Annotated in this window: 17 protein-coding genes; 9 read left to right on the top strand and 8 right to left on the bottom strand. The window is 57.2% G+C overall.

What is annotated here, in order from left to right:
- Positions 1-2 precede the first annotated feature (2 nt).
- Complete coding sequence (locus ABVF61_RS23730) at positions 3-1,220, bottom strand: MFS transporter (protein WP_353995997.1); 1,218 nt, start codon at positions 1,218-1,220, stop codon at positions 3-5.
- 67 nt (positions 1,221-1,287) lie between these two features.
- Between ABVF61_RS23730 and ABVF61_RS23725 the strand changes: the two genes are divergently transcribed.
- From ABVF61_RS23725 to ABVF61_RS23715, 3 genes are all read left to right on the top strand, one after another.
- Positions 1,288-1,722: a helix-turn-helix domain-containing protein gene (locus ABVF61_RS23725; protein ID WP_353995996.1), complete on the top strand. Its 435-nt coding sequence runs from the start codon at positions 1,288-1,290 to the stop codon at positions 1,720-1,722.
- Positions 1,723-1,878: 156 nt separating this feature from the next.
- Positions 1,879-2,406 (top strand): hypothetical protein, encoded by a 528-nt coding sequence (locus ABVF61_RS23720; protein ID WP_353995995.1) that lies wholly within the window; start codon positions 1,879-1,881, stop codon positions 2,404-2,406.
- A gap of 13 nt (positions 2,407-2,419) precedes the next feature.
- Positions 2,420-2,992: a hypothetical protein gene (locus tag ABVF61_RS23715; RefSeq protein ID WP_353995994.1), complete on the top strand. Its 573-nt coding sequence runs from the start codon at positions 2,420-2,422 to the stop codon at positions 2,990-2,992.
- Here ABVF61_RS23715 and ABVF61_RS23710 read toward each other — a convergent pair.
- The 5 genes from ABVF61_RS23710 to ABVF61_RS23690 all read right to left on the bottom strand — a co-directional run bounded on the left by ABVF61_RS23710 (position 2,962) and on the right by ABVF61_RS23690 (position 7,238).
- Positions 2,962-4,359, bottom strand: coding sequence for an MATE family efflux transporter (locus ABVF61_RS23710; RefSeq protein WP_353995993.1), 1,398 nt, complete (start codon positions 4,357-4,359; stop codon positions 2,962-2,964). The genes ABVF61_RS23715 and ABVF61_RS23710 overlap by 31 nt on opposite strands.
- 202 nt (positions 4,360-4,561) lie before the next feature.
- On the bottom strand, positions 4,562-5,038 hold the full coding sequence (gene rpsI, locus ABVF61_RS23705; RefSeq protein WP_299471093.1) for a 30S ribosomal protein S9: 477 nt from the start codon (positions 5,036-5,038) through the stop codon (positions 4,562-4,564).
- Positions 5,039-5,040: 2 nt separating this feature from the next.
- Entirely contained in the window at positions 5,041-5,508 is a 468-nt protein-coding gene (rplM, locus tag ABVF61_RS23700) for a 50S ribosomal protein L13 (RefSeq protein ID WP_353995992.1), read from the bottom strand.
- 236 nt (positions 5,509-5,744) lie between these two features.
- On the bottom strand, positions 5,745-6,170 hold the full coding sequence (locus ABVF61_RS23695) for a PaaI family thioesterase (RefSeq protein WP_353995991.1): 426 nt from the start codon (positions 6,168-6,170) through the stop codon (positions 5,745-5,747).
- Between the two features lie 99 nt (positions 6,171-6,269).
- A complete protein-coding gene (locus tag ABVF61_RS23690) occupies positions 6,270-7,238 on the bottom strand; it encodes a DMT family transporter (RefSeq protein ID WP_353995990.1) in 969 nt (322 codons plus the stop codon).
- Between the two features lie 229 nt (positions 7,239-7,467).
- On the opposite strand from ABVF61_RS23690, the gene ABVF61_RS23685 reads away from it, so the two are divergent.
- Positions 7,468-7,965 (top strand): hypothetical protein, encoded by a 498-nt coding sequence (locus ABVF61_RS23685; protein ID WP_353995989.1) that lies wholly within the window; start codon positions 7,468-7,470, stop codon positions 7,963-7,965.
- Between the two features lie 73 nt (positions 7,966-8,038).
- On the opposite strand, the gene bmt is transcribed toward ABVF61_RS23685, so the two are convergent.
- Both bmt and ABVF61_RS23675 read right to left on the bottom strand, forming a co-directional pair.
- Positions 8,039-9,070 (bottom strand): betaine--homocysteine S-methyltransferase, encoded by a 1,032-nt coding sequence (bmt, locus tag ABVF61_RS23680; RefSeq protein ID WP_353995988.1) that lies wholly within the window; start codon positions 9,068-9,070, stop codon positions 8,039-8,041.
- Between the two features lie 141 nt (positions 9,071-9,211).
- Positions 9,212-11,773: a GcvT family protein gene (locus ABVF61_RS23675; protein WP_353995987.1), complete on the bottom strand. Its 2,562-nt coding sequence runs from the start codon at positions 11,771-11,773 to the stop codon at positions 9,212-9,214.
- A gap of 502 nt (positions 11,774-12,275) precedes the next feature.
- Between ABVF61_RS23675 and ABVF61_RS23670 the strand changes: the two genes are divergently transcribed.
- From ABVF61_RS23670 to ABVF61_RS23650, 5 genes are all read left to right on the top strand, one after another.
- Positions 12,276-13,814, top strand: coding sequence for a trimethylamine methyltransferase family protein (locus tag ABVF61_RS23670; RefSeq protein ID WP_353995986.1), 1,539 nt, complete (start codon positions 12,276-12,278; stop codon positions 13,812-13,814).
- 229 nt (positions 13,815-14,043) lie between these two features.
- The gene (locus ABVF61_RS23665) at positions 14,044-15,228 is read left to right on the top strand and encodes an AGE family epimerase/isomerase (protein WP_353995985.1); all 1,185 of its coding nucleotides are present in this window, start codon (positions 14,044-14,046) and stop codon (positions 15,226-15,228) included.
- A gap of 140 nt (positions 15,229-15,368) precedes the next feature.
- Positions 15,369-16,280 carry a bifunctional methylenetetrahydrofolate dehydrogenase/methenyltetrahydrofolate cyclohydrolase FolD gene (folD, locus tag ABVF61_RS23660; protein ID WP_353995984.1) on the top strand — a complete coding sequence of 304 codons (912 nt, stop codon included), beginning with the start codon at positions 15,369-15,371 and terminating at the stop codon, positions 16,278-16,280.
- A gap of 443 nt (positions 16,281-16,723) precedes the next feature.
- The gene (locus tag ABVF61_RS23655) at positions 16,724-18,556 is read left to right on the top strand and encodes an autotransporter assembly complex protein TamA (RefSeq protein WP_353995983.1); all 1,833 of its coding nucleotides are present in this window, start codon (positions 16,724-16,726) and stop codon (positions 18,554-18,556) included.
- A 160-nt stretch (positions 18,557-18,716) separates the two neighbouring features.
- On the top strand, positions 18,717-23,045 hold the full coding sequence (locus ABVF61_RS23650) for a translocation/assembly module TamB domain-containing protein (protein WP_353995982.1): 4,329 nt from the start codon (positions 18,717-18,719) through the stop codon (positions 23,043-23,045).
- Positions 23,046-23,089: the final 44 nt, after the last annotated feature.

Here is a 23,089-nt window from a genome sequence, read left to right as displayed (position 1 = left end):
AGTCAGGCCTCCGCATTCCTGGAGGAACTGAAAAGCATTACGGCAAACGCTCCCAGGGCCAAGACTGAAAACATACCTGCCGCTGCCAGAAAGACAGGTCTAAACCCAGATTGTTGCAGCCAGGCGGTGAAAAGCAACGGCGAGATAACCTGACCGGCAAACATGGCTGTCGTTACCAGTCCCGAAACGCTGCCTCTGCGATTGCCCGGTGCAACTTTCAAAGCCAACACGAAAAACCCGGGCTGTACGAAAGAATAGCCGGCACCGATCAATGCAGCGCCGGGCAGAATAAGTGTCCAGACCGGGTAGGAAACGATGACCGCGAACCCGGCCGCCATCGTCGCGAAGCCGGCTGCAAAGACTGCGGCAAGACCGAACAATTCACTTGCACGTTTGAACAGCATTGCAGTTGTGCCACCGGAAAGCATCAGGATGCCCAGGGTGACGGCTGTTCCCGATGCGGGGTCGAAACCACTTTCCAACAGATAGAACGGTATCTGGCTCGGCATCAGGAAGAACAGCATGACGGTGCTCATCGTCAGCCCGCAAATGGCGGCTGCCGAACCGAACCAAGATCTTGAAGCGCTTTTCTCATGGCCGCGTATCTTTTCACTCTCTGCCGCCACGACCTTACGCTCTTGCTGGCGTATTCTTGCCAGGAACGGCAGCAGCAAGACCGGCAACAGATAAACGAGAAACGGGAGCCTCGGCGATACGCCCGCGAGTATCCCGGCCAAGCCAATGAATATCAATCCGCTGAAGTTGATCGCAACTGTCTGCCATCCAAGGAAAGCGTTGCGCCGTGGACCATCGAACAAGTCGCCCACCAGAGCGACCTGAGCCGTCATTGTCAGTGCGACAGCCGCACCGAGGGCGAACCGGCTTATCAGAATGGACTGCAGATCAGGCAGGTATGCACCCGCGCTTCCAGCCAGGACGAACAGAACGACACCGCTGATCAAGAGCCCCCCTTTTCCAACGCGGTCTGCAAGCAGGCCAGCTATCGGCGCAACGAGGATGACGGTCAGCGACGGTGCGGCGACCAGGAAGCGTGTGAGATATGCAGCGTTGGGAACGCCGGAAAAACTCTCCTCCAGCGCCGGCAGCGCAGGACTGATCGTTGCGTTCGCCATGATTTTCAAGGTGGCGGTCAGAAGAAGGCCGATCGCCGCGACATTCAGCCAGGTCAACCTGTGAGGAGTTTCGTAAAAGTGACGCATTGGTTTTCCTTGCAATTCGAACAGGATCGCGCCACGCTAGCAATTCAAGTTGACTTGAGGTCAAGGCATGAAATTACTGGATATTTCAGAAGTCTCCTGTCAAACCGGCATTGCTGCTTCGGCGATACGTCACTACGAGGAAAAGGGTCTTCTGACCTCCGTGGGCCGGAGGGGCTTGAAACGTCTTTTCGGACCCGAAGTGCTCGATCAGCTTGCCCTCATAACGCTCGGGAAAACCGCCGGATTTTCACTCGATGAGATCAAGTCCATGTTCAGGCCCGACGGTCGCCCCGATATATCGCGCGAAAAACTGACCGAAAAGGCGGAGGAACTGGACGAACAGATCCGGCACCTTGCAAGCCTTAGAGACATGATCCGTCATGTCGCTGTGTGTTCCGCTCCGTCTCACATGGAATGCCCGCGTTTCAGGAAGTTGTTGCGCGTGGGAGGCAAACGACAACCTGCTGGCGTAAGAAAGAACACGCGGTTTGGCAGTCTTTAAATCAAGGGTTGAGTCACCTATGTCGGGTCAGCGTGCGCTGCGGGGGAATTGAGCCGATAAGTTCTTGTTTGCCACTCATGAGTTCGCGAATGTGCGCATGAAAGGGTACGGCAAGAGGCGACACATCAATCTGTCGGCTTTATGTGGGAGCAAGAGTTGAAGGTACCACAAATCCATCCTCGAAGTGGACTGCCGCCTATATTCCTGAAAGAGGTTGATCTGCACCAGTATCCCAATCTGGCAGAAACTGTTCTGGGTCGAAGTTTTCTGAATTCGGAGACAGCCGAGGTAGAAGAGCATTTGCGTTTCTGGTTTGCCAATTGTGTCGGATTAAAGCCAATCGACGTCTCTAAAGCTGAAGAAGAAAAGGGTTGGCATTTTTCTTTCCAATTGACGAAGGTTCACAAGGCGGCGTCGAGCGGAGTGGAAGATTTTAGTATGCCAAACATTTTGCTGTCATTGTTGCTCTCAGCCTTTCTTCCCGCTTCTGTCACAGTAAAAGGTCGCCTTGTCGAGGCGTCCTCCGGAAGGACACTTGCAGAAAAGAAACTGTCAAACACCATAACCCCGAAGCACTACCGTAGCTCTGACGGCCCTCCGGCTCTTCCACTCGTCGAACACGCAGTGCTCAGATTGCTGGATGATCTGGAGAAAAAGGCAATTAGGGCGCGCGGACTTGCGTGAAACCTGAATTTTCATGTCCATATTGAGCTGGCTCTTACGCCGTCAAAAAATTCCGAAAGTCTACCTTGGCGATGTTCAGATGCATCTGGACTGGAACATCGTCAGTTCCTTTTGTGAGATGTTCGGGACGACGGTTGGCCAGCAACCCGATCCAGAAGACTTGAGGCGCTACTTCGCGTCCGCGCTTAGCCTGGAAGCGTATACCCCGGATAACCCTGAGACGTCCGGCGGTCATCTGTTCCATCTGGCGATCACGGACTTACGATACGGCTATTTCGGTCCGTTCGGGGCAAAAGACTATTGGGTTCCGCTTGTCTTGAGGCCATCGATCACCGTGAAAGGATTTCTGGTCGATATCGATACTGGGGACGTCATTGCGGAACGGCAATTGACACAAAAAACACCCTGGATCAGATACAAGAACCCCGTATTTCTTGCCTGGAGCTATTTTCTGGGCACCACCGATCCGGATGCGGCACAGCCCATGGGTGACATGGCCGCGATCAGGATGTTGAAGCAACTGAAAACGCTTGCGAAAAAGCAGGCAAATGTTGATCATCTTCTTGAAAAGAACAGGATCACCTGACGCGCCTGGCGCTGGAAGATACCAGGGCCCTTCGGCTGAACCGGGTGTTCTTCAACGTCCCTGACCACCTGCCGCACCAGAACGAGCGCGAGCAGCCCGAAGACGATGCCACCGGTCGCCTGACCGATGAGAACGCCGGGCGCGCCGAGATATGTGCCACCGAGCCAGACAAACGGAATGGTGCCGAGCGTATGACGGCCCCAATTCATCCAGGTGGAAAGAAACGGTCGTCCGAGATTGTTGAAGAAGGCATTCGACACGAAGAGGATGCCATTGAAGAAGAACACCAGCGCGAGCGGACCGCAAAAGAGATAGATCAGCGTGAGCGCCATACCGTCCGCATCGAACAGCCGTACGATCGGTTCGCGCAGCATAAATAGCGTCAACGCGGCAACGCCGACAACAAGCGCGGTGAACAACAGCGCATCGCGCAGGGTTTCGCGCACGCGGTCGAACCGTCCTGCGCCGTAGTTCTGACCGGCAATCGGGCCTACGGCACCGGAAAGCGCGAAAATGGTTGCAAACGCCAGCGGTGTCATGCGTCCGATGACGGCCATTCCGGCAACAGCGTCCTCACCGAATTCGGCCATGGACCGCGTCACCCAGGCCTGGCCGACCGGGGTCGCCAACTGGGTCAGGATGGCCGGAAACGCAATGGCCGAAACAGGCGGCAGGTCCTTGAACAGCTGAAGTGGCCGCGGCAGGCTGAGGCCGCCGTGATAGCGCAGGATCGGCGCGAGCGCGAAGACCGCGATTGCAACGCGCGATATGGCGCTGGCAAGAGCCGCTCCGGTCAGTTCCAGGTCCAGGCCGAAGATCAGGATCGGATCGAGAACAGCATTGACGATGCCGCCGATGATGGTCGACATCATGGCGCGCCGCGCATCGCCATGTGCACGCAGGATGGCGCCGCCTGCCATCCCGAGCAGCAAGATAGGTAACGTTGGAACGATGATCGCGAGATAAAGGACCGCCAGTTCGTGCGTGACGCCACTCGCCCCGATCAGGGTGACAAGTTCGTCCAGTGCGAGCCAGACACCGAGTGCGAACACGGCAGCGAACAGGAAGCCTGCCACCAGCGCGTTCGACGCCCGCTGGCGCGCCCGTTCCTTATCCCCTGCCCCAAGCGCCTGCGCAACAAGCGCACCGGCAGCAATGGCAACGCCGATATTGAAGGACGTGGTGAAGAAAAGGATCGCGCCCGCGTAGCCGATCGCTGCCGCCAATTCGTCCTTGCCGAGCATCGAGATGAAGATCATGTCGACAAAATCGACCGCAAAGATCGCCATAAGGCCGATGGATGACGTCAGCGACATCACCGTGACGTGGCGAAACAGATTGCCTTCGAGAAATCGTGCCTGGGACATTAAGACCTGATCGGTGCCAGAGCCCTGATCCGACCGAGACCAGCAGCAATGAACGAATGAATTTCAGCTGAAACCAGCACTAGCTGAATTCTTCAAAAGACTGAAGCCACAGCTGTCACGGCCCACTTTCAAATCCAAACAAAAAACCCGCCGGATTTCTCCAGCGGGTTCTTCATGTCTTGGTGACCAGTTTGTCCGGCGATTAACGCTTGGAGAACTGGAACGACCGACGGGCCTTGCGCTTACCGAACTTCTTACGCTCAACGACGCGGGCGTCGCGGGTGAGGAAGCCGTTTTTCTTCAGGATGCCGCGCAGTTCAGGCTCGTAATGCGTCAGGGCCTTGGAGAGGCCGTGGCGCACAGCGCCGGCCTGACCGGACAGACCACCACCGGTGACGGTGGCAATGACGTCATACTGGCCGTCACGGTCGGTCAGCATGATCGGCTGACGCAGGATCATCTGCAGGACAGGACGTGCGAAATATTCGGTGAAGTCCTTGCCGTTGACGGAGATCTTGCCGGTGCCCGGCTTGATCCAGACGCGGGCAATCGCGTCTTTACGCTTGCCGGTTGCGTATGCGCGGCCCTGTGCGTCCAGTTTCTGAACGTGGACAGGTGCTTCGGGGGCTGCGGTTTCGACCGCACCGCCCAGTTCTTCCAGGGATTGCAGCTCAGCCATTGTTAAGCCCTCTTGCCGTCATTCTTTGCGTTGAGGCCCTTCACGTCGACCAATTCCGGCGACTGAGCTTCATGCGGGTGGTTCGGACCAGCGTAGACCTTGAGGTTCTTCAGCTGCTTGTTGGAAAGCGGACCGCCCGGCATCATGCGCTGAACGGCTTTTTCCAGAACGCGCTCCGGAAAACGGCCTTCCAGGATACCGCGTGCGGTGCGCTCCTTGATGCCGCCCGGGTGACCGGTGTGCCAGTAGTATTTCTTGTTGTCATACTTGCGGCCGGTGAGAACCACCTTGTCGGCATTGATGACGACGATGTTGTCACCGGTGTCGACATGCGGCGTGTAGGTCGGCAGATGCTTGCCGCGCAGGTGATTGGCAATGTAGGCGGCGAGACGGCCGACAACCATGCCTTCTGCGTCGATCAAGATCCACTTTTTCTCGACCTCAGCCGGCTTGGCAGAGAAGGTCTTCATGTGATTGATCCAACTTGGTCGGTTAAAGAAAGGGCCCGCGCGGCATCAAATGAGCCAGCGAACGGACCCTGAATTCGTTCGAGGCAGCTTATACGCCGGTGCAACAGGACCGTCAAGACCGAATTTACGCAAGTCACGCTGATTTAATTATTGGATTCAATGCGTTATAAAAACGGTATTATATTACCGTATTATATCGCCACTTTTTTCGTTCTATCCCAGGCGCGGCTCCTTCATCAGCGCGGCGGAACGGAATAAGTTGCCGTTGCATGGGCAACCAGATCCTCTTCCCCTTCCCCAGCGATGCCGCACTCAACAACGGCCAACCGCTTGCCGAGCTTCAGGAGACGGCACGTGCCGAGCAGGTCGCCCTGTGCGGGCTTGCGCAGAAAATTGATGTTGAAATTGGTCGTGACTGCGAGCGCAACCGGACCAATATGGGCAAGGATCACCACATAGGCCGCCAGATCCGCGAGCGCCATCATGGAAGGCCCGGATATCGTGCCGCCCGGACGAAGATGCCGGTCGGTTGCCGTTAGCCGCATGACGGCCTCGCCCGGAGAAACGCTTTCGATGGAATAGGCGCGCCCGCCGGCGTGGATCTGCGGAAACTCCTTATCAAGAAATCCGACGATCTCCTGAGCTGACATAACCGGCTGCATCGGCTCCCCCTACTTCGTTCAAAAAACGCCGCTTCCTCGACTTGCTTTTACGTAAACGTCAAAACAAGCTGAAAGCAAGTGCCGCTTTTGGGGAACTGGTCATTGGGCTCGCTCTCCAGATTGCATTTTTGTTTCTTTGCGCCAAAGCTCGCCGTTCAACGCATACACTCCTCCCGCGACGATGAGCAAGCTGCCAGCAATTGTGAGCCCTCCGGGTATCGCCCCCCAGAAGAGCCATCCCCAGAAGACCGCATAAGGCAGTGAACTGTATTCAAACGGCGCGACGAGACTCGCCTTCCCGAGCCGGTATGCCTGACTGATACAAAGAAACCCGATCGTGCCAATGATCCCCAGCAATCCGATCAGAAATACCTGCTCCGGCGTCGGAAGCGTCCAGGCGCGAAAAAGGTACTGGAAACTGGGATGATCGAATTGGTCAAGGCCGCCCGCACCAAAGACAAGCGCGGTGGTTCCACTCAGCAAGACGAAGGCGACTTGCGAATAGAAGGTCATCGTCAACGCGCTTTCCGTTGCACCGAGTTTGCGGGCTAAAAGACTTTGCGCGCTGTAAGATATCGCCGCGACAAGCGCCAGAAACATGGCGGGTTCAACGCCCCGAAGGCTGGGTCTTGCAACCAGGATCACGCCCGCGAAACCAACCAGAATCGCAATCAAGCTCTTGATTCCAACGCGTTCGCCTAAGAATGGTGCGGCAAGCAAAACAACGAACAAAGGGCTGGTGTAGTAAAGCGGCATGGCGTCCGCGAGAGGCAGAACGGCCAAGGCCATCGAAAACGTCGTGAAGCAAAGAAATCCGGCTAGCCCGCGGAAAAGGCACAAGAACAACCTTTGTGTGACAAAAGCTCGGCGACCACCGTTTTGGTAAATCAGCACGCCGATGATCGCCAGCATCAGCACACCGCGCAAGAAGATAACCTCCTGCAGAGCGATCGAGCTGCTGAACAGTTTCATGATCACATCCTGCAAGGAAAATACAGCGAGACCGAGAACCAGGAACGCAATCCCTTGAACGGTCTTTGGTGTCAACGCGCCTGAGGCTTCGTTCATTGACGTTTCCGCATCAACAGTGTGGCCGCCGGGTTTGGTGATCGCCTCAGGCTGCCAGAACCCATCTTTTCCAGTTGACAGTCTATGGACTGGAAGATCCTTTGACTCACGCGAGTGCGACCTTCACTGTCCTATCAAAGTCACGAGCCCAAACTCCCAGTCGAAACGACCGGTTTGCAAACCTACCGGCCAAGTGACCGACCGCAGCATGTTCTAAACGGAGAGACTGATGCCACGGTGGCCCTATTCCAAACTCACGACCCCGGCGCTTGCTCTCGTATTACTTTGTGCCGTTTCAGGTTCATCTGCATCGCAACAGTGGACCTATATGGATGACCGGTCCACACCGCAGAAGCTGATCGAGAGCTACTATTACGCAATCAACAACCGGTACTACGTCCAGGCTTACGGTTACTTCAAACAAGGCTCAGCGCCCCAGGACTTTGATGAATGGGCCAAAGGGTATGCCGATACCAAGTCCGTTTCGGTGAAATTCGGTTCGACAGCACCCGATCCGGGCGCCGGTCAAATCTATTGGGCGCTGCCTGTGGTTATCGAGGCGGTTCAGACCGACGGAAAATCCAAGGTCTATACCGGGTGTTACAAAATCCACATGACCAATCTCGGCATGCAGACAGACCCGCCCTATGAGCCCATGGGGATCGTCTCGGCGTCGCTGAAAGAAACGAGCAGTTCTTTTGACGACACGAAAGCCGGAAATTGTTGAGCCGGAACCGGATCCTGTTCTGGAAACAAAAAAGCGCCCGCGAGCGGGCGCCTTTTGGGACTTATGCGCAGCGTCAAGCGCGTCTGCGGCCGCGACGCCGACCGGACGTCGGCGAAGCTTCACTTTCGGCGCGGGCGGCATCGGCGGCCTTGTTCGGCGGAGATACCAGAGGCCCGATATCGTTCAGCACCTCTTCCAGTGTCGGGCGGTCTCCGGCGGTGTGCGTGTCGATCGCGTTGCGCATCGCCGCCAGATGAGCTGCCGATGTGCCGCAGCATCCGCCAATGATCCGGGCACCTGCGTTCAGCGCCTTGTGGGTGTATTTCGCCATCAGTTCCGGTGTGCCGGTATAGACGACCTCGTCGCCCTGGATCTGTGGGATGCCGCAGTTGGCCTTCGCAACAACAACGGCATTCGGATAGGCTTCGGTTATCTCCATGATCGCTGCCAGAAGATCCGACGCGCCGACGCCGCAATTGGAGCCGATAGCAACCGGTGTGCAGGCAAATTGCGACTGCAGATCCCCAAGCCCCTTGGGCGCCAGACCCATCATGGTCTTGCCTGCAGTATCGAAGCTCGCCGTGATCACGAGCGGGAGGTCGAAATCCTTGGCCGCCTCGGCAACCGCTTTCATCTCCTCAACGGCTGACATCGTCTCCGCCCAGAGGACGTCGGCACCGCCTTCCAGGAGACCGTCGATCTGTTCCCGGAATGCTTCAACGCCGTCTTCGTAGCTGAGCGCGCCAAGAGGCTGGAAGAGTTCACCGGTCGGGCCGATCGACCCTCCAATCAAAACCTCACGCTCAACAGTCGCTGCAACTTCTCGCGCAAGCTGTACGCCGGCGATGTTGAGTTCCTTCACCCTGCCCTCGGCATTGTGAAGCTTGAGACGGTGCCTGTTGCAGCCGAATGTATTCGTCAGGATGATGTCAGCGCCAGCGTCAACGAATGACTGATGCAGTGCCCGGATCTTGTCGGGCTCGTCCGTATTCCAGAGCTCAGGCGCGTCTCCGGAAACAAGACCCATATCGAAGAGGTTCGTGCCCGTTGCACCATCGGCAAGGAGCGCACCCTTGCTGGCCAAGAGGTCTTCCAGTTTAGACATGTGGCAGTCTTTCAGTCTAAGGCTTGTGCCTGAAATGGCAGAACCCGCGTGGACGTCCACGCGGGCTTGTTATCTTTGAATCCGGTGATCCCTTTAAGCCGAGTTTGGAGAACACGCAAGCATGATGAGGATCGTGTCTTGTCAGCTTCTCGGTTTCAGGTTCTCCGGGTCATAAAGTGGCTGGTAACCGACGCCCGCGACTTCGACCGGATAGGTCTCCGACATGTATTCGACGTTCAGTTTCCGTCCGACCTGGCAATAGTCCTCGGGCAGATAGGCCAACGCGATATTCTTGCCGATCGTCGGACCGTAAGCGACCGAAGTCGTGTAGGAAATGCGTCCGAGACCGTCGACAAGCGTCTTGCCGGTATCAGGGTCCATGACGGGCATCGCGCCAACCGGATACCGCTTGACCCCGTTGGCATCGGTGTTTTCCGTCATGACCAGCGTGCAGAGTGCAGCAAGCTGCTTGTCCCGTGCGCGGTACTCCAGATGCTTTGCCTTGCCCCGGAAATCGGCCTCCTTGACCTTCGGACGGGCTAGATCCGACTCATAGAGATTATATTGGGTCAGGAGGTCCGCGTTCTGCAGGCGCAGGCTCTTTTCCATGCGGCGCGAGTTGGCATAGGTCTCGACACCGACCGCCATGATGCCTTCTGCGCGCAAGGCGTCCCACACAGCGAGACCATCCTCGTATTTCATGTGCAGTTCCCACCCCTGCTCGCCAACATAGGAAAGACGCAGCGCTGAGACCGGCTTGCCGGCGATTTCAATCTGCCGGATTGCGGCAAAGGGGAAGTTCTCCGGATCAAGCGATGCAGGATCGGAAACGACCTTCTTCAAGTTGTCGCGCGCGTTGGGGCCCCAGATGCCAATCGTGGTAAACTGCTCGCTCACGTCCGTCACGGTGACGTCGTAACCCTTATCCTCGGCGACGCGTTTAACGTAGTGATAGTCACGCGGCCCGGCATCGGCGCCATCGACGATACGGCAGCGGTCTTCCATGCGGAAAACGGTGAGATCGGCGCGCACATTGCCTTCGTCGTCCAGGAAGTGGGTGTAGATCCCCTTACCGATATTCTTGTCACCTCCGATTCTCGCGGCGCACAGCCACTCCATCAGGTCAACGTGATCCGGTCCCTCAACGTCGAACATGTAGAAATGCGACAGGTTGATGATGCCGCAGTCATCGCTCATGGCCAGCTGTTCGGCGTTTGAAACGCGCCAGAAATGGCGATTGTCCCATTCGGCCTCGCGCACCGGGACCCTGTTGCCGTATTTTTCCAGAAGGTGCTCGTTTGCGGCGTAGCCGTGCGCTCGCTCCCAGCCTCCAAGCTCCATGAAATGGCCGCCAAGTTCCACTTCCCGCTCATAGAACGGAGAGCGTTTGACGCCCCTGCCGCTCGCATAGGGTTCGCGCGGATGGATCGCCGGGAAGTAAATCTTCTGCGCGGCCTCGTAGCAGCGACCGGCGATGAACTCTTCGGTCATTTGGTGCGCATAGAAGCGCGAGTAGTCGATCGTTGCGTGGTCGATCTCGGTGCGCCCGTCGGTAAGCCAGTCGGCGATGAGTTTGCCGTAGCCCGGGCCATCCTTGACCCAGATGGCAACGCAGTACCACAGTCCGCGCACTTTCTGGCTTTCACCGCAAGACGGACCACCGGCGGCAGACACCTGCAACAGGCCGTTGTAGGAATGCCCCTCATTGTATCCCAGCTCGCCAAGGATCGGCGTCAATTCCATGGCACGCTCGAGCGGCTCAATCACCTGCTCCATCTCAAGGTCGCGCTGTGAGGGTGACAAGCGGGCCTGGTCCTTCTCCAGAAGGTCACGCGGATGGCACATGCGCGGCTCGTTCGTCTCGTAGTAACCCCACTCGATCTGACCGCCCTCTGAGGTCTTCGGATCGCCGGTATCACGCATATAGGCGGAATTCCCCTGATCGCGCAGGAGCGGATACCCGATGTCTTTGCCGGTCCCTTCGAATTCGTTGTAGGGACCGAAAAAAGTCAGTGGGTGGTCGACCGGCATGACCGGGAGATCCTCGCCAACCATCTCGGCAATCTGGCGGCCCCACAAACCCGCACATACGATGACATGATCGGCCATGATGGTACCGCGATGGGTAACGACGCCCTTGATCCGGCCATCCTCAACGATGAGCGATTTCGCCGGCGTGTTGGCAAACGCCTTTAGCTTGCCGGTCTGTTCCGCCATGTCGACGAGTTTTCCGGCGACGGTTTGTGATCGCGGGATAACCAGGCCCGCATCGGGATCGAACATTCCGCCCTGAACCATGTCTTCTTCTATAAGCGGAAACAGTTCCTTGATCTCAGACGGGTTCACAAGGCGCACGTTCGTTCCAAACGCCTTGCCGGAGGTCACCTTGCGCTTGATTTCCTCCATCCAGGTGTCGTCACCCGTGCGCGCAACTTCCAAACCGCCGACACGGGCGTAATGGCCCATTTTGTCAAAGAATTCGATGGAATATTGTGTCGTCCAGACGGACAGGTAATCGTGGCTCGTCGTGTAACAGAAGTCAGACGCATGGGCTGTTGATCCTATGTCGGTCGGTATGCCGGACTTGTCGATGCCCACAACATCGTCCCAACCGCGCTCCAGGAGGTGATGCGCGACCGATGCACCAACGATCCCACCCAAACCGACGATGACGACCTTTGCCCTGTCAGGAAACGCTGACATGTCCCATTCCTTTTCAAAAACGTGCAAGCGGCAAGCAGCTTGCCGCGTGCGCAAGCCTGAAGCCCACGCAACGGATTGTAGTGACAGACATACGGCCTTTTGTGCCAACAGGCACGTGCCGATTTCCGATCTTCGGCTGGCAGTATCGCGACAGATCGACACCTGAAATAGCTTGATTGCGTCACGGCGGCATTATCCCAACGACACGGCAGGCGTAATTCCAATCAAGCGTTTGTCGAAATTGATGCTTGTTGTGAGCGTGTGACCTCAAAATCAGGGGCGTTCCGTCGTGGTCGCTCCGCTTGATCCAGACTGGATGACCGAAAAGCGGTATAAACGGGTTCGGGAATTCATTTTTGAAGCGAAAGGACTTGCGGGATAAACTCCATCAAGTAAGTGACATGACGTATTTATAGCAAAGTGCGACGTATCTGGAGCCGGGTTGATTGAGAGCCTGAGAAAGACTACGCCAAACTTAAAAACCACCTTTGGAGCTGAATAAATGTCAGACGCTGCCACGTCAGGCCGTCGAGGTCGATCCGCCCGCCGCGAACGCAGGCAAGCGGGTCCCGCGGGCCAGGCCGTCCCCTACATTTCCAGAAAATTGCCCGTTTATGACGTTCTCAGCGAGGAAGGCGTCGAGAAGATTGAAGCCAACGCCGACCGGATTCTGGCGGAAATCGGGCTTGAGTTCAGGGAAGATCCGGAAGTCCTCAGCATCTGGAAAAAGGCCGGTGCAGAAGTTGATGGCGAGCGCGTGCGTTTTCCAAAAGGAATGCTGCGCGAGATTCTGAAAACGGCGCCGTCGCAATTCACCCAACATGCGCGCAACTCGGCGCGAAATGTCGAGATCGGTGGCAACAATCTGGTGTTCGCTCCGGTTTACGGCCCCCCTTTCGTCACCGACCTTGACCAGGGGCGCCGCTACGGCACGATTGAGGACTTCCGAAACTTCGTCAAATTGGCCTACATGTCTCCGTGGATGCATCACTCGGGGGGCACTGTCTGCGAGCCGGTCGATCTGCCGGTAAACAAGCGTCACTTCGATATGGTCTATTCCCATATCAAATACAGCGACAAGCCGTTCATGGGCTCGGTGACCGCACCAGAGCGCGCGGAAGATTCGGTCAAGATGGCGCAGATCGCCTTTGGTGAGGATTTCGTCGACCGGAACTGCGTCATGATCCAGCTGATCAACGCCAATTCCCCACTGGTCTTCGATGCGACAATGCTTGGTGCGCTAAAGGTTTACGCGCGAAACAATCAGGCTTGCATCGTGTCGCCGTTCATTCTTGCTGGTGCCATGAGCCCCGTCACCGTCGCCGGTACGCTGTCACAGGTCCTTTGCGAAGCCATGGCCGGTTGCGCGCTGACACAGTTGATCCGCCCTGGTGCACCGGTCGTTTTCGGCGCTTTCGTGAGCTCCATCTCCATGCAATCCGGTGCCCCTACATTCGGCAGCCCTGAAGGGTCCCTGCTTCTGAACGGCGCCGCCAAACTCGCCCGCCGTCTCAACTTGCCGTTCCGGTCGGGCGGCTCGTTCACCGCGTCCAAACTGCCGGACGCGCAATCGGCGCAGGAATCGGCGCAAACGATCCTGGCGACACTCCAGTCAGGAGTGAATTTCGCGCTCCACTCTGCAGGCTGGCTGGAGGGCGGTCTGTGCTCGTCTTACGAGAAATTCGTCATGGATGCAGACCAGCTCGGCATGATGCATGTGCTGGCAAAAGGTATCGACGTGACGGACGAAACACTTGCGATGGATGCGTTGCAGGAAGTCGGGCCGGGCGGCCACTTTCTTGGCGCAGCACACACGCAGCGCAACTTTGAAAGCGCGTTCTATCGCTCCGCGATCGCCGACAACAATTCCTACGAGCAATGGCTTGCCGACGGCGAACTGGATGCGGCCTGGCGGGCGAATTCCAAGTGGAAGGAAATGCTCAGGTCCTACACCGGACCGGAACTTGACCCGGCAATTGACGAGGCCCTCTTGGCCTATATTGCCGAACGCAAGGCATCGTTCCCGGACAGCAACGTCTAGGCGACAAGATCAAGGTGCTTCGGTATTCCCGAAGCACCGCTCAGCCGATTTCCGTTTCGGTTTCTTTACCCGTCTCGCCCCACTGCACTGCAGCAAGGATTTTTCCGGTCATCGTTTCCCTTCTTTGACGATAAGAGTCCCTCTTAGCGGCAATTGCCGTTAGAACGGCTTGGTGTCGGCGGCACCGATTCGACCCGTACCGTCCTCCCCCCTGGCAATGAGGAACTCGATGGTAGATCCGCATCAAATCACCTACCCGGAAGTTTTGCGCTCGCTGTCAAGCGAATTGTCCCAATGGCTGACTGACGACGCGCTGCCACTTTGGCAGACGCATGGTGTGGATATGGCCAAGGGCGAATGTTTCGAAGCGATCGATCTTGTCGACATAACCGCTGTAAACTCCGCGCGTCGCGCACGGGTGGTCCCCCGGCAGATCTATTCGTTTCTGGAAGGTGCAAAGCTTGGCTGGCAGGGGCCTGCACGAGAGATTGCGACCGGACTTTTCGACTGGTTCCTGAGAGCCTATCTGACGAAGCAGGGCTATGCAGCGGCGGCTGTCGATCTGAAAAACGAGGTCGTGGACGAGGCATTCGATCTCTACAATCAGGCATTCGCGCTTTTTGCATTTGCTCAAGTTTCTGCCGAAGTCCCGGACAGGAGAACCGAAGCCGCCGAGAGCGCCGCCAATCTGCTGAACTACCTTCTGGAGAACTACAAACATCCTGAAGCAGGTTTCCGGGAAGCCAATCCGGATAAGCGTCCCCTCTGCTCAAACCCGCATATGCACCTCTTCGAGGCCTGTCTTGCGTGGGAAGACGTGTCCGACGACCCTGCGTGGTCGGATCTGGCAGACGAGATCGCCGAACTCGCACTGAACAGGTTCATCGACCCGGTATCTGGTGGGCTGAGAGAGTTCTTCGACCTCGACTGGACGCCTCTTCCCGGGGACAAGGGCCGTATCATGGAGCCCGGACATCAATTCGAGTGGGCATGGCTGCTTTGCCGCTGGGGCCGGTTACGCGGAGATGCCGGTGCCCTGATTGCCGCCCGGCGGCTTTATGATATCGGCTGGACCTATGGCATCGACGAGAATCGAGGCGTCACTTTCATGGCGCTTAACGACGATTTCACGGTTCAAAATCCTGTTGCGCGTCTTTGGGGACAGACCGAGTGGATCAAGGCGGCGATTGCCCTTTCTGAGATATCAACCGGTGCGGAACGGGAAGCCTATTTCACAGATATACCGGCAGCCGTGGCGGCACTGCGCGTTTACTTCAAGGATGCGCCAGACGGTCTTTATCTCGACAAACTGGATCCGGACGGTTCGTTTGCCGACGAACCTGCACCGGCCAGCTCTCTTTATCACATCGTTTGCGCGATTTCGGAGTTGGACAGGTTCGTCAGATCCGGTTGAGCATCGAGTTCTCGTGCAATCCTTCAATGGCGAAACCAGAGAAGGAAACGACGCAATCTGCCTTATAGAATTCTGCGCATCACTCTATAGCTTGTCGCCGGATTCGATGGAAACACCCCAATCAGCGACAAGGAGGCTGAATGCCCCAGGCTCAAATTATTGATGGCAAAGCCATTGCAGAATCTGTTCGTGACGAGATCACTCGCCGTGCAGCGGCCCTGCTTGACGAGAGTGGCAAGCGCCCAGGGCTTGCCGTTGTGCTTGTCGGCGAAGACCCTGCAAGTCAGGTCTATGTGCGAAACAAGGACCGTGCGGCGGAGGCCTGCGGGTTTCATTCCGTCAAGCACACGCTTTCAGCTGATGCCAGCGAGGCGGACGTACTTGCGCTCGTCGAACAATTGAACAACGATCCCGAAATTCACGGGATCCTTGTCCAGCTTCCCCTTCCAGGCCATATCGACGAAAGCAAGGTTCTTCGTCTGATCCGACCGGAAAAAGATGTCGACGGGTTTCATCCGGTAAATGTGGGTCTGCTCACGGCGGGCGAACGCGACAGCGCGCTCGTTCCCTGTACGCCGGCCGGCAGCCTCGTGCTTCTGAAGCGTACGCTTGGCGACACGCTCTCCGGAAAATCAGCAGTGGTCGTCGGGCGGTCCAACATTGTCGGTAAACCGATGGCCAGCCTGCTGCTCCAGGAAAGCTGCACCGTCACGATCGCGCATAGCCGCACCCGGGATCTTCCCGACGTGGTTCGTGCTGCCGATATCGTCGTCGCGGCGGTCGGACGTCCGGAGATGGTCAAGGGCGACTGGATCAAGGACGGTGCAACGGTGATCGATGTCGGCATCAACCGGATTCCGGCACCTGAACGCGGGGAAGGCAAATCACGCCTCGTCGGTGATGTGGCCTTTGACGAAGCCGTTGGCCACGCCGGGGCGATCACACCGGTACCGGGTGGGGTCGGGCCTATGACAATTGCCATGCTGATGGTCAATACGCTTACTGCGGCACGGCGTCTTATGGGTCTTCCGGAAGAAGAACCGCTCTTTTGAGCCGCATTCATGGGTCTCATGAACGTTACGCGCCGGCATTTGCCGGCGCGTTTGTTTTGAGGCCAGTAATTTTACGTTTAAACGCCAGTTCTTCCCTCTCAACAGTTTCCGGCAAACCATTGACCTCTCTTGGCTCTTGCTTTCAACTGGGGAGCATGGTCTATCGAGATTCAACAAGATTTAACCATGACAAACTAGTTTGTCTTACGTAGGGGCTTTCGAGCAGTCGGGCTGATGCGCAATTCAACGTCTTGACGCGCGGGCCGGGCCAACCCGTCAGGCGGCAGTAAGTGAAGGGTCTACCGTCTTGCTTCTCCGGCGTTTGCCGGAGCGCGGGTCGTACCGCAAGTGAAAGGCTGGCTGCTTTGAAAGTGGCCGGCCCTTTGGGTGTTTTAAGGCCCGCTATTGTTGCTTGCCTAGTCCTTGTCCCCATTTTAACCGCAGTGATTCCAGCAAACGCCTTTGAGATTTTCGGCTGGAAGCCCTTCGGCGGATCCGAGGAAGAACAAGGCGAAGCGGTTCCGGATCCTCTGCCCTACGAAGCGGAAATTGCAGTCTCAACGGGTGACGAAGAGCTTACGAAGGACCTTAAGAGCGCGTCCCTGCTGATCCAGCAACAGGACAAACCGCCCTCAGGCGAAGCCGGATTGATTTCGCGGGCCCTGTCGGATCGAGAAAGGCTTGTTGCAAAGCTTTACGCAGATGGCCGCTATGGAGGCACGGTATCCATAACGCTCGCTGGAATTCCTCTGGAGACTGCCCTGGAACTCAGCGACTTGCCGGACTCCCGGCCGGTCAAGGTCGCCATCCTGATCAATCCCGGACCGGTTTTCACTTTCGGAGATGTCTCGGTCTCGTCCACCGGCGGTGACCTTTCGACAGATCCGTCCTTCTGGGGACTTGCGCCGGGTGACGTTGCCGGATCAGGCAAAATTCTTGCCGCCGAAGGCCGCATTGTTTCCGTCCTTCGCGGACGCGGCTACCCGAAGGCGAGGATCGCCGAGCGGCGCATCACGGCTGACCACAGCACGAACACGCTGGATGTCGGTCTTGTTGCCGACGCAGGGCCAAGGGCGCGATTTGGAAACGTTTCCGTCAATGGCACTGAAGTAACGGATCCCGACTTCGTTAAACAACAGGCCATGTTGCCCGAAGGCGGCATCTATTCGCCTGAAGATATCGCGCGTGCCAGAAAGCGTCTGAACGATCTGGGGATCTTTTCATCCATACGGTTTGTCGAGGGCGACATTGCAGGCCCCGACGGGAGCTTGCCGATCACTATCGAGGTGAGCGAAAGAAAGCGTCACGTGATCGGTGCTGGTGCGTCCTGGTCCAGCACGGAAGGCTTCGGCGTTGAAGCCTATTGGAGACGCCGGAACCTTTTCGGGCGCGGCGAGTTGCTTTCGGTCGAGGGGTCCATTGGCAGGATCGGAACCGAGAGCTTTGAGAATCAGGAATACTCCGCGAGGATCGCCTTTGAAAAGCCTGGCGTTTTCGGTCCGTTGACGAGTTTTTCAACCAGTCTGGAAGCCAGACAGGAAAACCCGGACGCCTATAAAAGCCGAACCGTCACCTACAACGCTTTCCTGAACCGTGAGTTCTCGGAGAAACTGAAAGGCAGGGCCGGCGCCGAGGTTTTCTTTGCTGATGAAGAAGATGCCTTCGGTGACGACCAATACCTGCTTGTCGGTCTCCCGGCAGATCTTGTGTTCGACAACAGAGACGACAAGCTCAATCCGTCGAAAGGCGTGTTTGCCGCAGTATTCGCAGAGCCTGCTTATGACACGCTCAATTCAAATGCGATGGGCTTCGTCAAAGGTACTGTTTCCAGCTACTACGCGCTTGATCAGGCGAAGCGTTTCATTCTCGCCGGAAGGGTTTCGGTCGGATCAATCTTTGCCCCTTCAGTCGAAGCCGTCCCGGCAAGCCGCCGCTTCATCGCAGGAGGCGGCGGATCAATCCGGGGCTATGCTTACCGCAATGTCGGTCCCAGGGTGGATGGTGAGGTTGTCGGGGGCCGTTCACTCGTTGAGTTGTCCGGCGAAGTCCGCGTGCGGGTGACGGAGACAATTGGTATTGTCGGATTTGTCGACGCCGGTAATGCCTACGAAGACAGTGTTCCGGATTTCTCCGAAGAACTGAAGGTCGGCGTTGGCGCGGGCCTTCGCTATTTTACGCCGATCGGACCGCTGCGCATCGACGCTGCAATCCCGCTCGACCCCGGCAGGGACGATCCGGATTTTGCGCTTTATGTAGGCTTGAGCCAGGCGTTTTAGACGCCTTTCAGTCGTGCGGTCATAATCAGAGGCACTTCACTCAGGGCGTCCAACTGGTGCCCAAATGCCCTGTTAAAAACGCTGAAACTCATCAGTTTTTTGTTGCATGCTACCCGGTGACAGACAGACGTTTATCCAGATGCGTTTTTTGAGCCTTACATTGCGGATTCTTGGATTTCTGGTTGTGATTGCGATCGCAATACCAGTTCTTGTGATTGCAACGCTTCAGGTTCCTGCGGGCCGAAACCTCGTTTCCAACGTTGTGAGCTCACTTGCCTCAAGTGACAATCAGACAGTCAAGGTTGAGGGCCTATACCTGAGTTTCGGACTGAATGCGGCTCTGGACATGGTCACGCTCGCCGATACGGAAGGGGTGTGGTTTGAGGCTTCAAAGGTAGAACTGGACTGGAAACCGCTGCATCTGTTTTCAGGAGATCTCGACATTGTCTCGGTCGAAGCAAAGCAGATCGACCTGAACCGCCTTCCAGCGAGCGAGCCTGCCACACAGTCCGAGACTTCAGAAGAAGAGCCAACAGAAACCGGCACAGTCTCTCTCCCCGTGAATATTTCCTTGCAGAACCTTGCGCTTTCGGAAGTCAATCTTGGTCACGAGCTGCTCGGAGAACCCATCTCCCTTTCAGTTTCAGGATCAGGTGCATTCGCGTTGGATCCGGCACTTGTCACCGCAGCTTTGGATGTTCATCGCGTGGACGGTGTTGATGCGCGACTGACAGCCAATGGTGAATTCGAGCCTTCGGCCGAAACGCTCACATTCGACCTGGTTTTGTCAGAGCCACGCGGCGGGTTGGCCGCACGTGTTCTGGAAATACCGGATCTTCCTGCCATCAGGCTTGACCTTGCCGGAAATGGTCCGCTGACGGACTGGGGCGCCAAACTTGACGTTGCGCTGGATGGCCGCTCGACCGTTACGGGGTCGGCAAAGCTCAAGGAAGAACCCGGAGAGCGTCAGCTGGTGTTCGACCTTGACGGTGATCTGGAACCGCTGGCCCCGCCGCTTGCAAAGTCGTTTTTTCTGGGAACGACAAAAGCATCCGGCAATGCCCGCTTCACAAAAGACTTTGCGCCGAAAGCAGCTGATATCGTCCTGAACACGCAAACCGTTTCGGTTAAGGCAAACGCGACACTTGAAAACGGGCCTATCAGCGCTGCCGGAACGGTGTCCGTCAATGCAGGCGGAGGCGCGCTGGTCGCACTTGATCTAGGGGAGCGAAGGGTTGCGTTTGGACCGCTTTATGCCGACTTCGCCCTAAGCGGCGACCAGAGCGCTGCCGATTGGTCGGCGAGCCTCGACCTTGACGCGCTCCAGACCACCGAAGCCCGAACAGGGAAAATTCTTCTAACAGCCACCGGCAAAGGCGCAAATCTTAAACCCGGCGTCCTGACAACACCCTTCGACCTGTCGCTTTCGGTCGCAGGGCTTGACGGCCTGACAGCGCAGACCGAACCGCTGTCGGGAAACATTTCTCTCAAGGCCGCGGGTGACGTTAACGGCGCTGAACAGTCGGCGGCGCTTTCAGACCTCGCGCTCACGTCCGAAGCTGCCGCCCTGACACTGACAGATACGCTCGCGTCTGCAAGCAACATTTCCGGTCAGGGACGACTTTCGGTTCAAGATCTCGGCGCATTCTCAAAACTTGCCAACCGGACGCTCGGCGGCAGTGCTTCCACGTCATTTTCGATCGATCTCGATCCCTCTGACCTTTCCGGCTCGGCGACACTTGCCGCTGCGACGCAAGATCTTGAAACCGGCATCACCCAAGCAGACGCCCTTATGGCAGGCGATACCCAAATCGATGCGGTCGTGGAGCTGGCGGGCGCCAACGACATCACGCTCAAGAGCATTTCACTGAAAAACGCTGCGATGCAGTTTGGCGGTGAAGCGCATTACGCGGATGCGGCCCTTGCGTCAGACTTTTCAGCCAGTCTTGCCGATCTCGGCAAGCTCGACCCTCAGCTTTCGGGAGCGCTGGAACTGAAGGCCAAAACATCCGGCCCGATTGATGCACTGGAAGTCGAAGCTGATGCGACGTCCAATCAGATCATGCTTGCGGGCACACCGCTCGATGATCTCATTTTTTCCGCCAACGCGACAGCCGACATGGAAGCTCCAAGCGCGACTGTAACAACGTCAGCGCAACTGAACGGGCAGCCGATAGCTGTCGATATCGAACTCAAAAGCACTGATGGCGGCGCTGACATCAACCCGCTCTCAGTTAAGCTTGCGGGCAATACCGTTACAGGCTCTCTTGCGGTAGCTGATCTTCAAAAACCGGTCGAAACCCTCCGCGGCGATCTGAAAATCAACGCTCCGGATCTCGCTTCGCTCTCGCCGCTCCTTCTCACGGAAATCGGTGGTCAGCTTCAGGGCAGCGTTCTGGCAGATCCGGACAACAAACAGCTCGCCGTCGATTTGACCGGTTCTGACATCGATGTGCCCTCCCTCAGCATCGGTCAGGTCAAGTTGAAGGCCAACATCGCAGCGCCTTATTCACCACAATCTGCGTCGGCGGACATTGAACTTTCCGACCTGATCACGGACGCTACACCCGTACACGCCGTGTCAATCCTGGCAACGCCGGACAATGGCGGCACTTCGGTCAAGATTGAAGCAAAGATCGACCAGGGAAGTGAAGACGGCCTCTCCTTTGACGGCCATGTGTCGCAACCATCGGCCAATGCCTATGACGTTGCTCTTCAAGAGCTCTCGATGCGTTATCAGGGGCTCTCAAGCCGCCTTCTGCAGCCGACGAAAATTTCATATGCCGATGGGAATGCCGACATACAGCCCCTTGAGCTCAAACTCGGCAACGGGTCGCTTGCGGTCTCCGGCAAGGCGGGGCAAACGCTTGATCTTGCCGCAGAACTGAAATCTGTTCCGCTCAGTCTTGCCAATGCCTTCGTGCCCTCTCTTGGCCTTGGCGGAACCCTGTCCGGGACTGTACAAGCGCAAGGAAGTTCGTCTTCTCCTGAGGCCAATTGGTCAATTTCGGGAGCAGGTCTCACTGCAGCGGAGCTGAAAAACAACGGCCTTGCCGCGCTTAATCTGCAAACGTCAGGGAGTTTGAAGGACAATCAGGTCACTCAGAAAACTACCGCAAGCGATCCTAACGGCTTGACTTTGACCGCATCGGGAAGCGTTGGGTTGTCGCAGCCCAATCCGCTGGCAATCTCGCTCGACGGTACAATTCCAGTGGCCGCGCTGAAACGACCCTTGCTGGAAGCAGGCATTCGCGGTGAAGGGGCAATTTCGCTCAAAGGCAATGTCGGCGGATCCGCCGCTTCTCCGACCTATCAGATCACAGCGACGCCGGCCGGACTGAAGGTTACCAGCCTGTCGACCGGGCTTACGGTGCAGAACATCGGGGGCAGCGCTTCCGTCACACAGGATCAGGCAGCGCTCAATGCGATCACCGGAGAAGTTGCCACCGGCGGCACGCTGTCTGCATCAGGGACCGTTGGAATGAATGACGGTTTTCCCGCGAATCTCGCACTGAAGCTGGACCGCGGACGCTACGTGGACCCGGGATTGGTCACCGCGGAAGTCGACGCGGATATCAAGATCACGGGACCGCTCGCATCCCCATCGAGCTCGGCCCTGATCGGGGGCACCGTCACGATCAACAAGGCAGATGTTTCCATTCCCGAATACCTTCCCGGCGCGATTCCGCCTGTTGAGGTGAGGCATGTGAATGCGCCCCAGGCCATCCGGCAACAGGTTGCGGAACTCGGCGGTGAACCGAAACAGTCGCAAGCGCAGCAGAAGTCGGTCCCACCGCGCCTTGATATCACCCTCTCCGCGCCCGGCCGGATATTCATTCGCGGACGAGGCCTCGATACCGAATTGCAGGGCAACCTGAAAATCGTCGGCACCACTGCCGATCCTCAGGCGATCGGCGCTTTCTCTCTCAAGCGTGGCCAGCTGGACATTCTGACTCGGCGGTTGACCTTCTCGCGCGGCAGCGCAACCTTTGACGGATCCCTGACACCGCTTATCGATTTTGCTGCGACGACGTCGGTGAACAGCACAACAATCACCGTCACGGTGAGCGGTCAGGCGGACGATCCGGAGATCGCTTTCTCCTCTTCTCCAGAACTTCCTCAGGACGAAGTGCTGGCCTTGCTCCTGTTCGGCAAAAGCGTCGGCAACCTTTCAGCAACTCAGATCGCAAGCCTTGCGGCAGCCCTGGCGACACTGACTGGCGGCAGCGACAGCGGTCCTCTTGCAACGATCCGAAAATCCCTGGGCCTGGACGCAATCGACATCAACACCGATGGAGACGAAGGACCATCAGTTGCGGTCGGCAAATACATCAACGACAACATCTATCTAGGTGTTGAACAGGGGACCGGCTCCGGCTCAAGCCGGGTCAAGGTCGATATCGATCTCGATCGGGGATTGAAGGTGCGCGGCGAGGTCGGCGCCGACGGCTCTTCTAAGGCCGGAATCTTCTTCGAGCGCGAATACTGAGCCGTCTATGCAGACCGTTATTTTTACCAAGTGTTCTGTCCAAA

This window comes from Roseibium sp. HPY-6, assembly GCF_040530035.1.
Lineage (GTDB): Bacteria > Pseudomonadota > Alphaproteobacteria > Rhizobiales > Stappiaceae > Roseibium.
The sequence above is the reverse complement of the archived record's forward strand: the minus strand, read 5'-3'. Positions and strand labels throughout refer to the sequence as shown.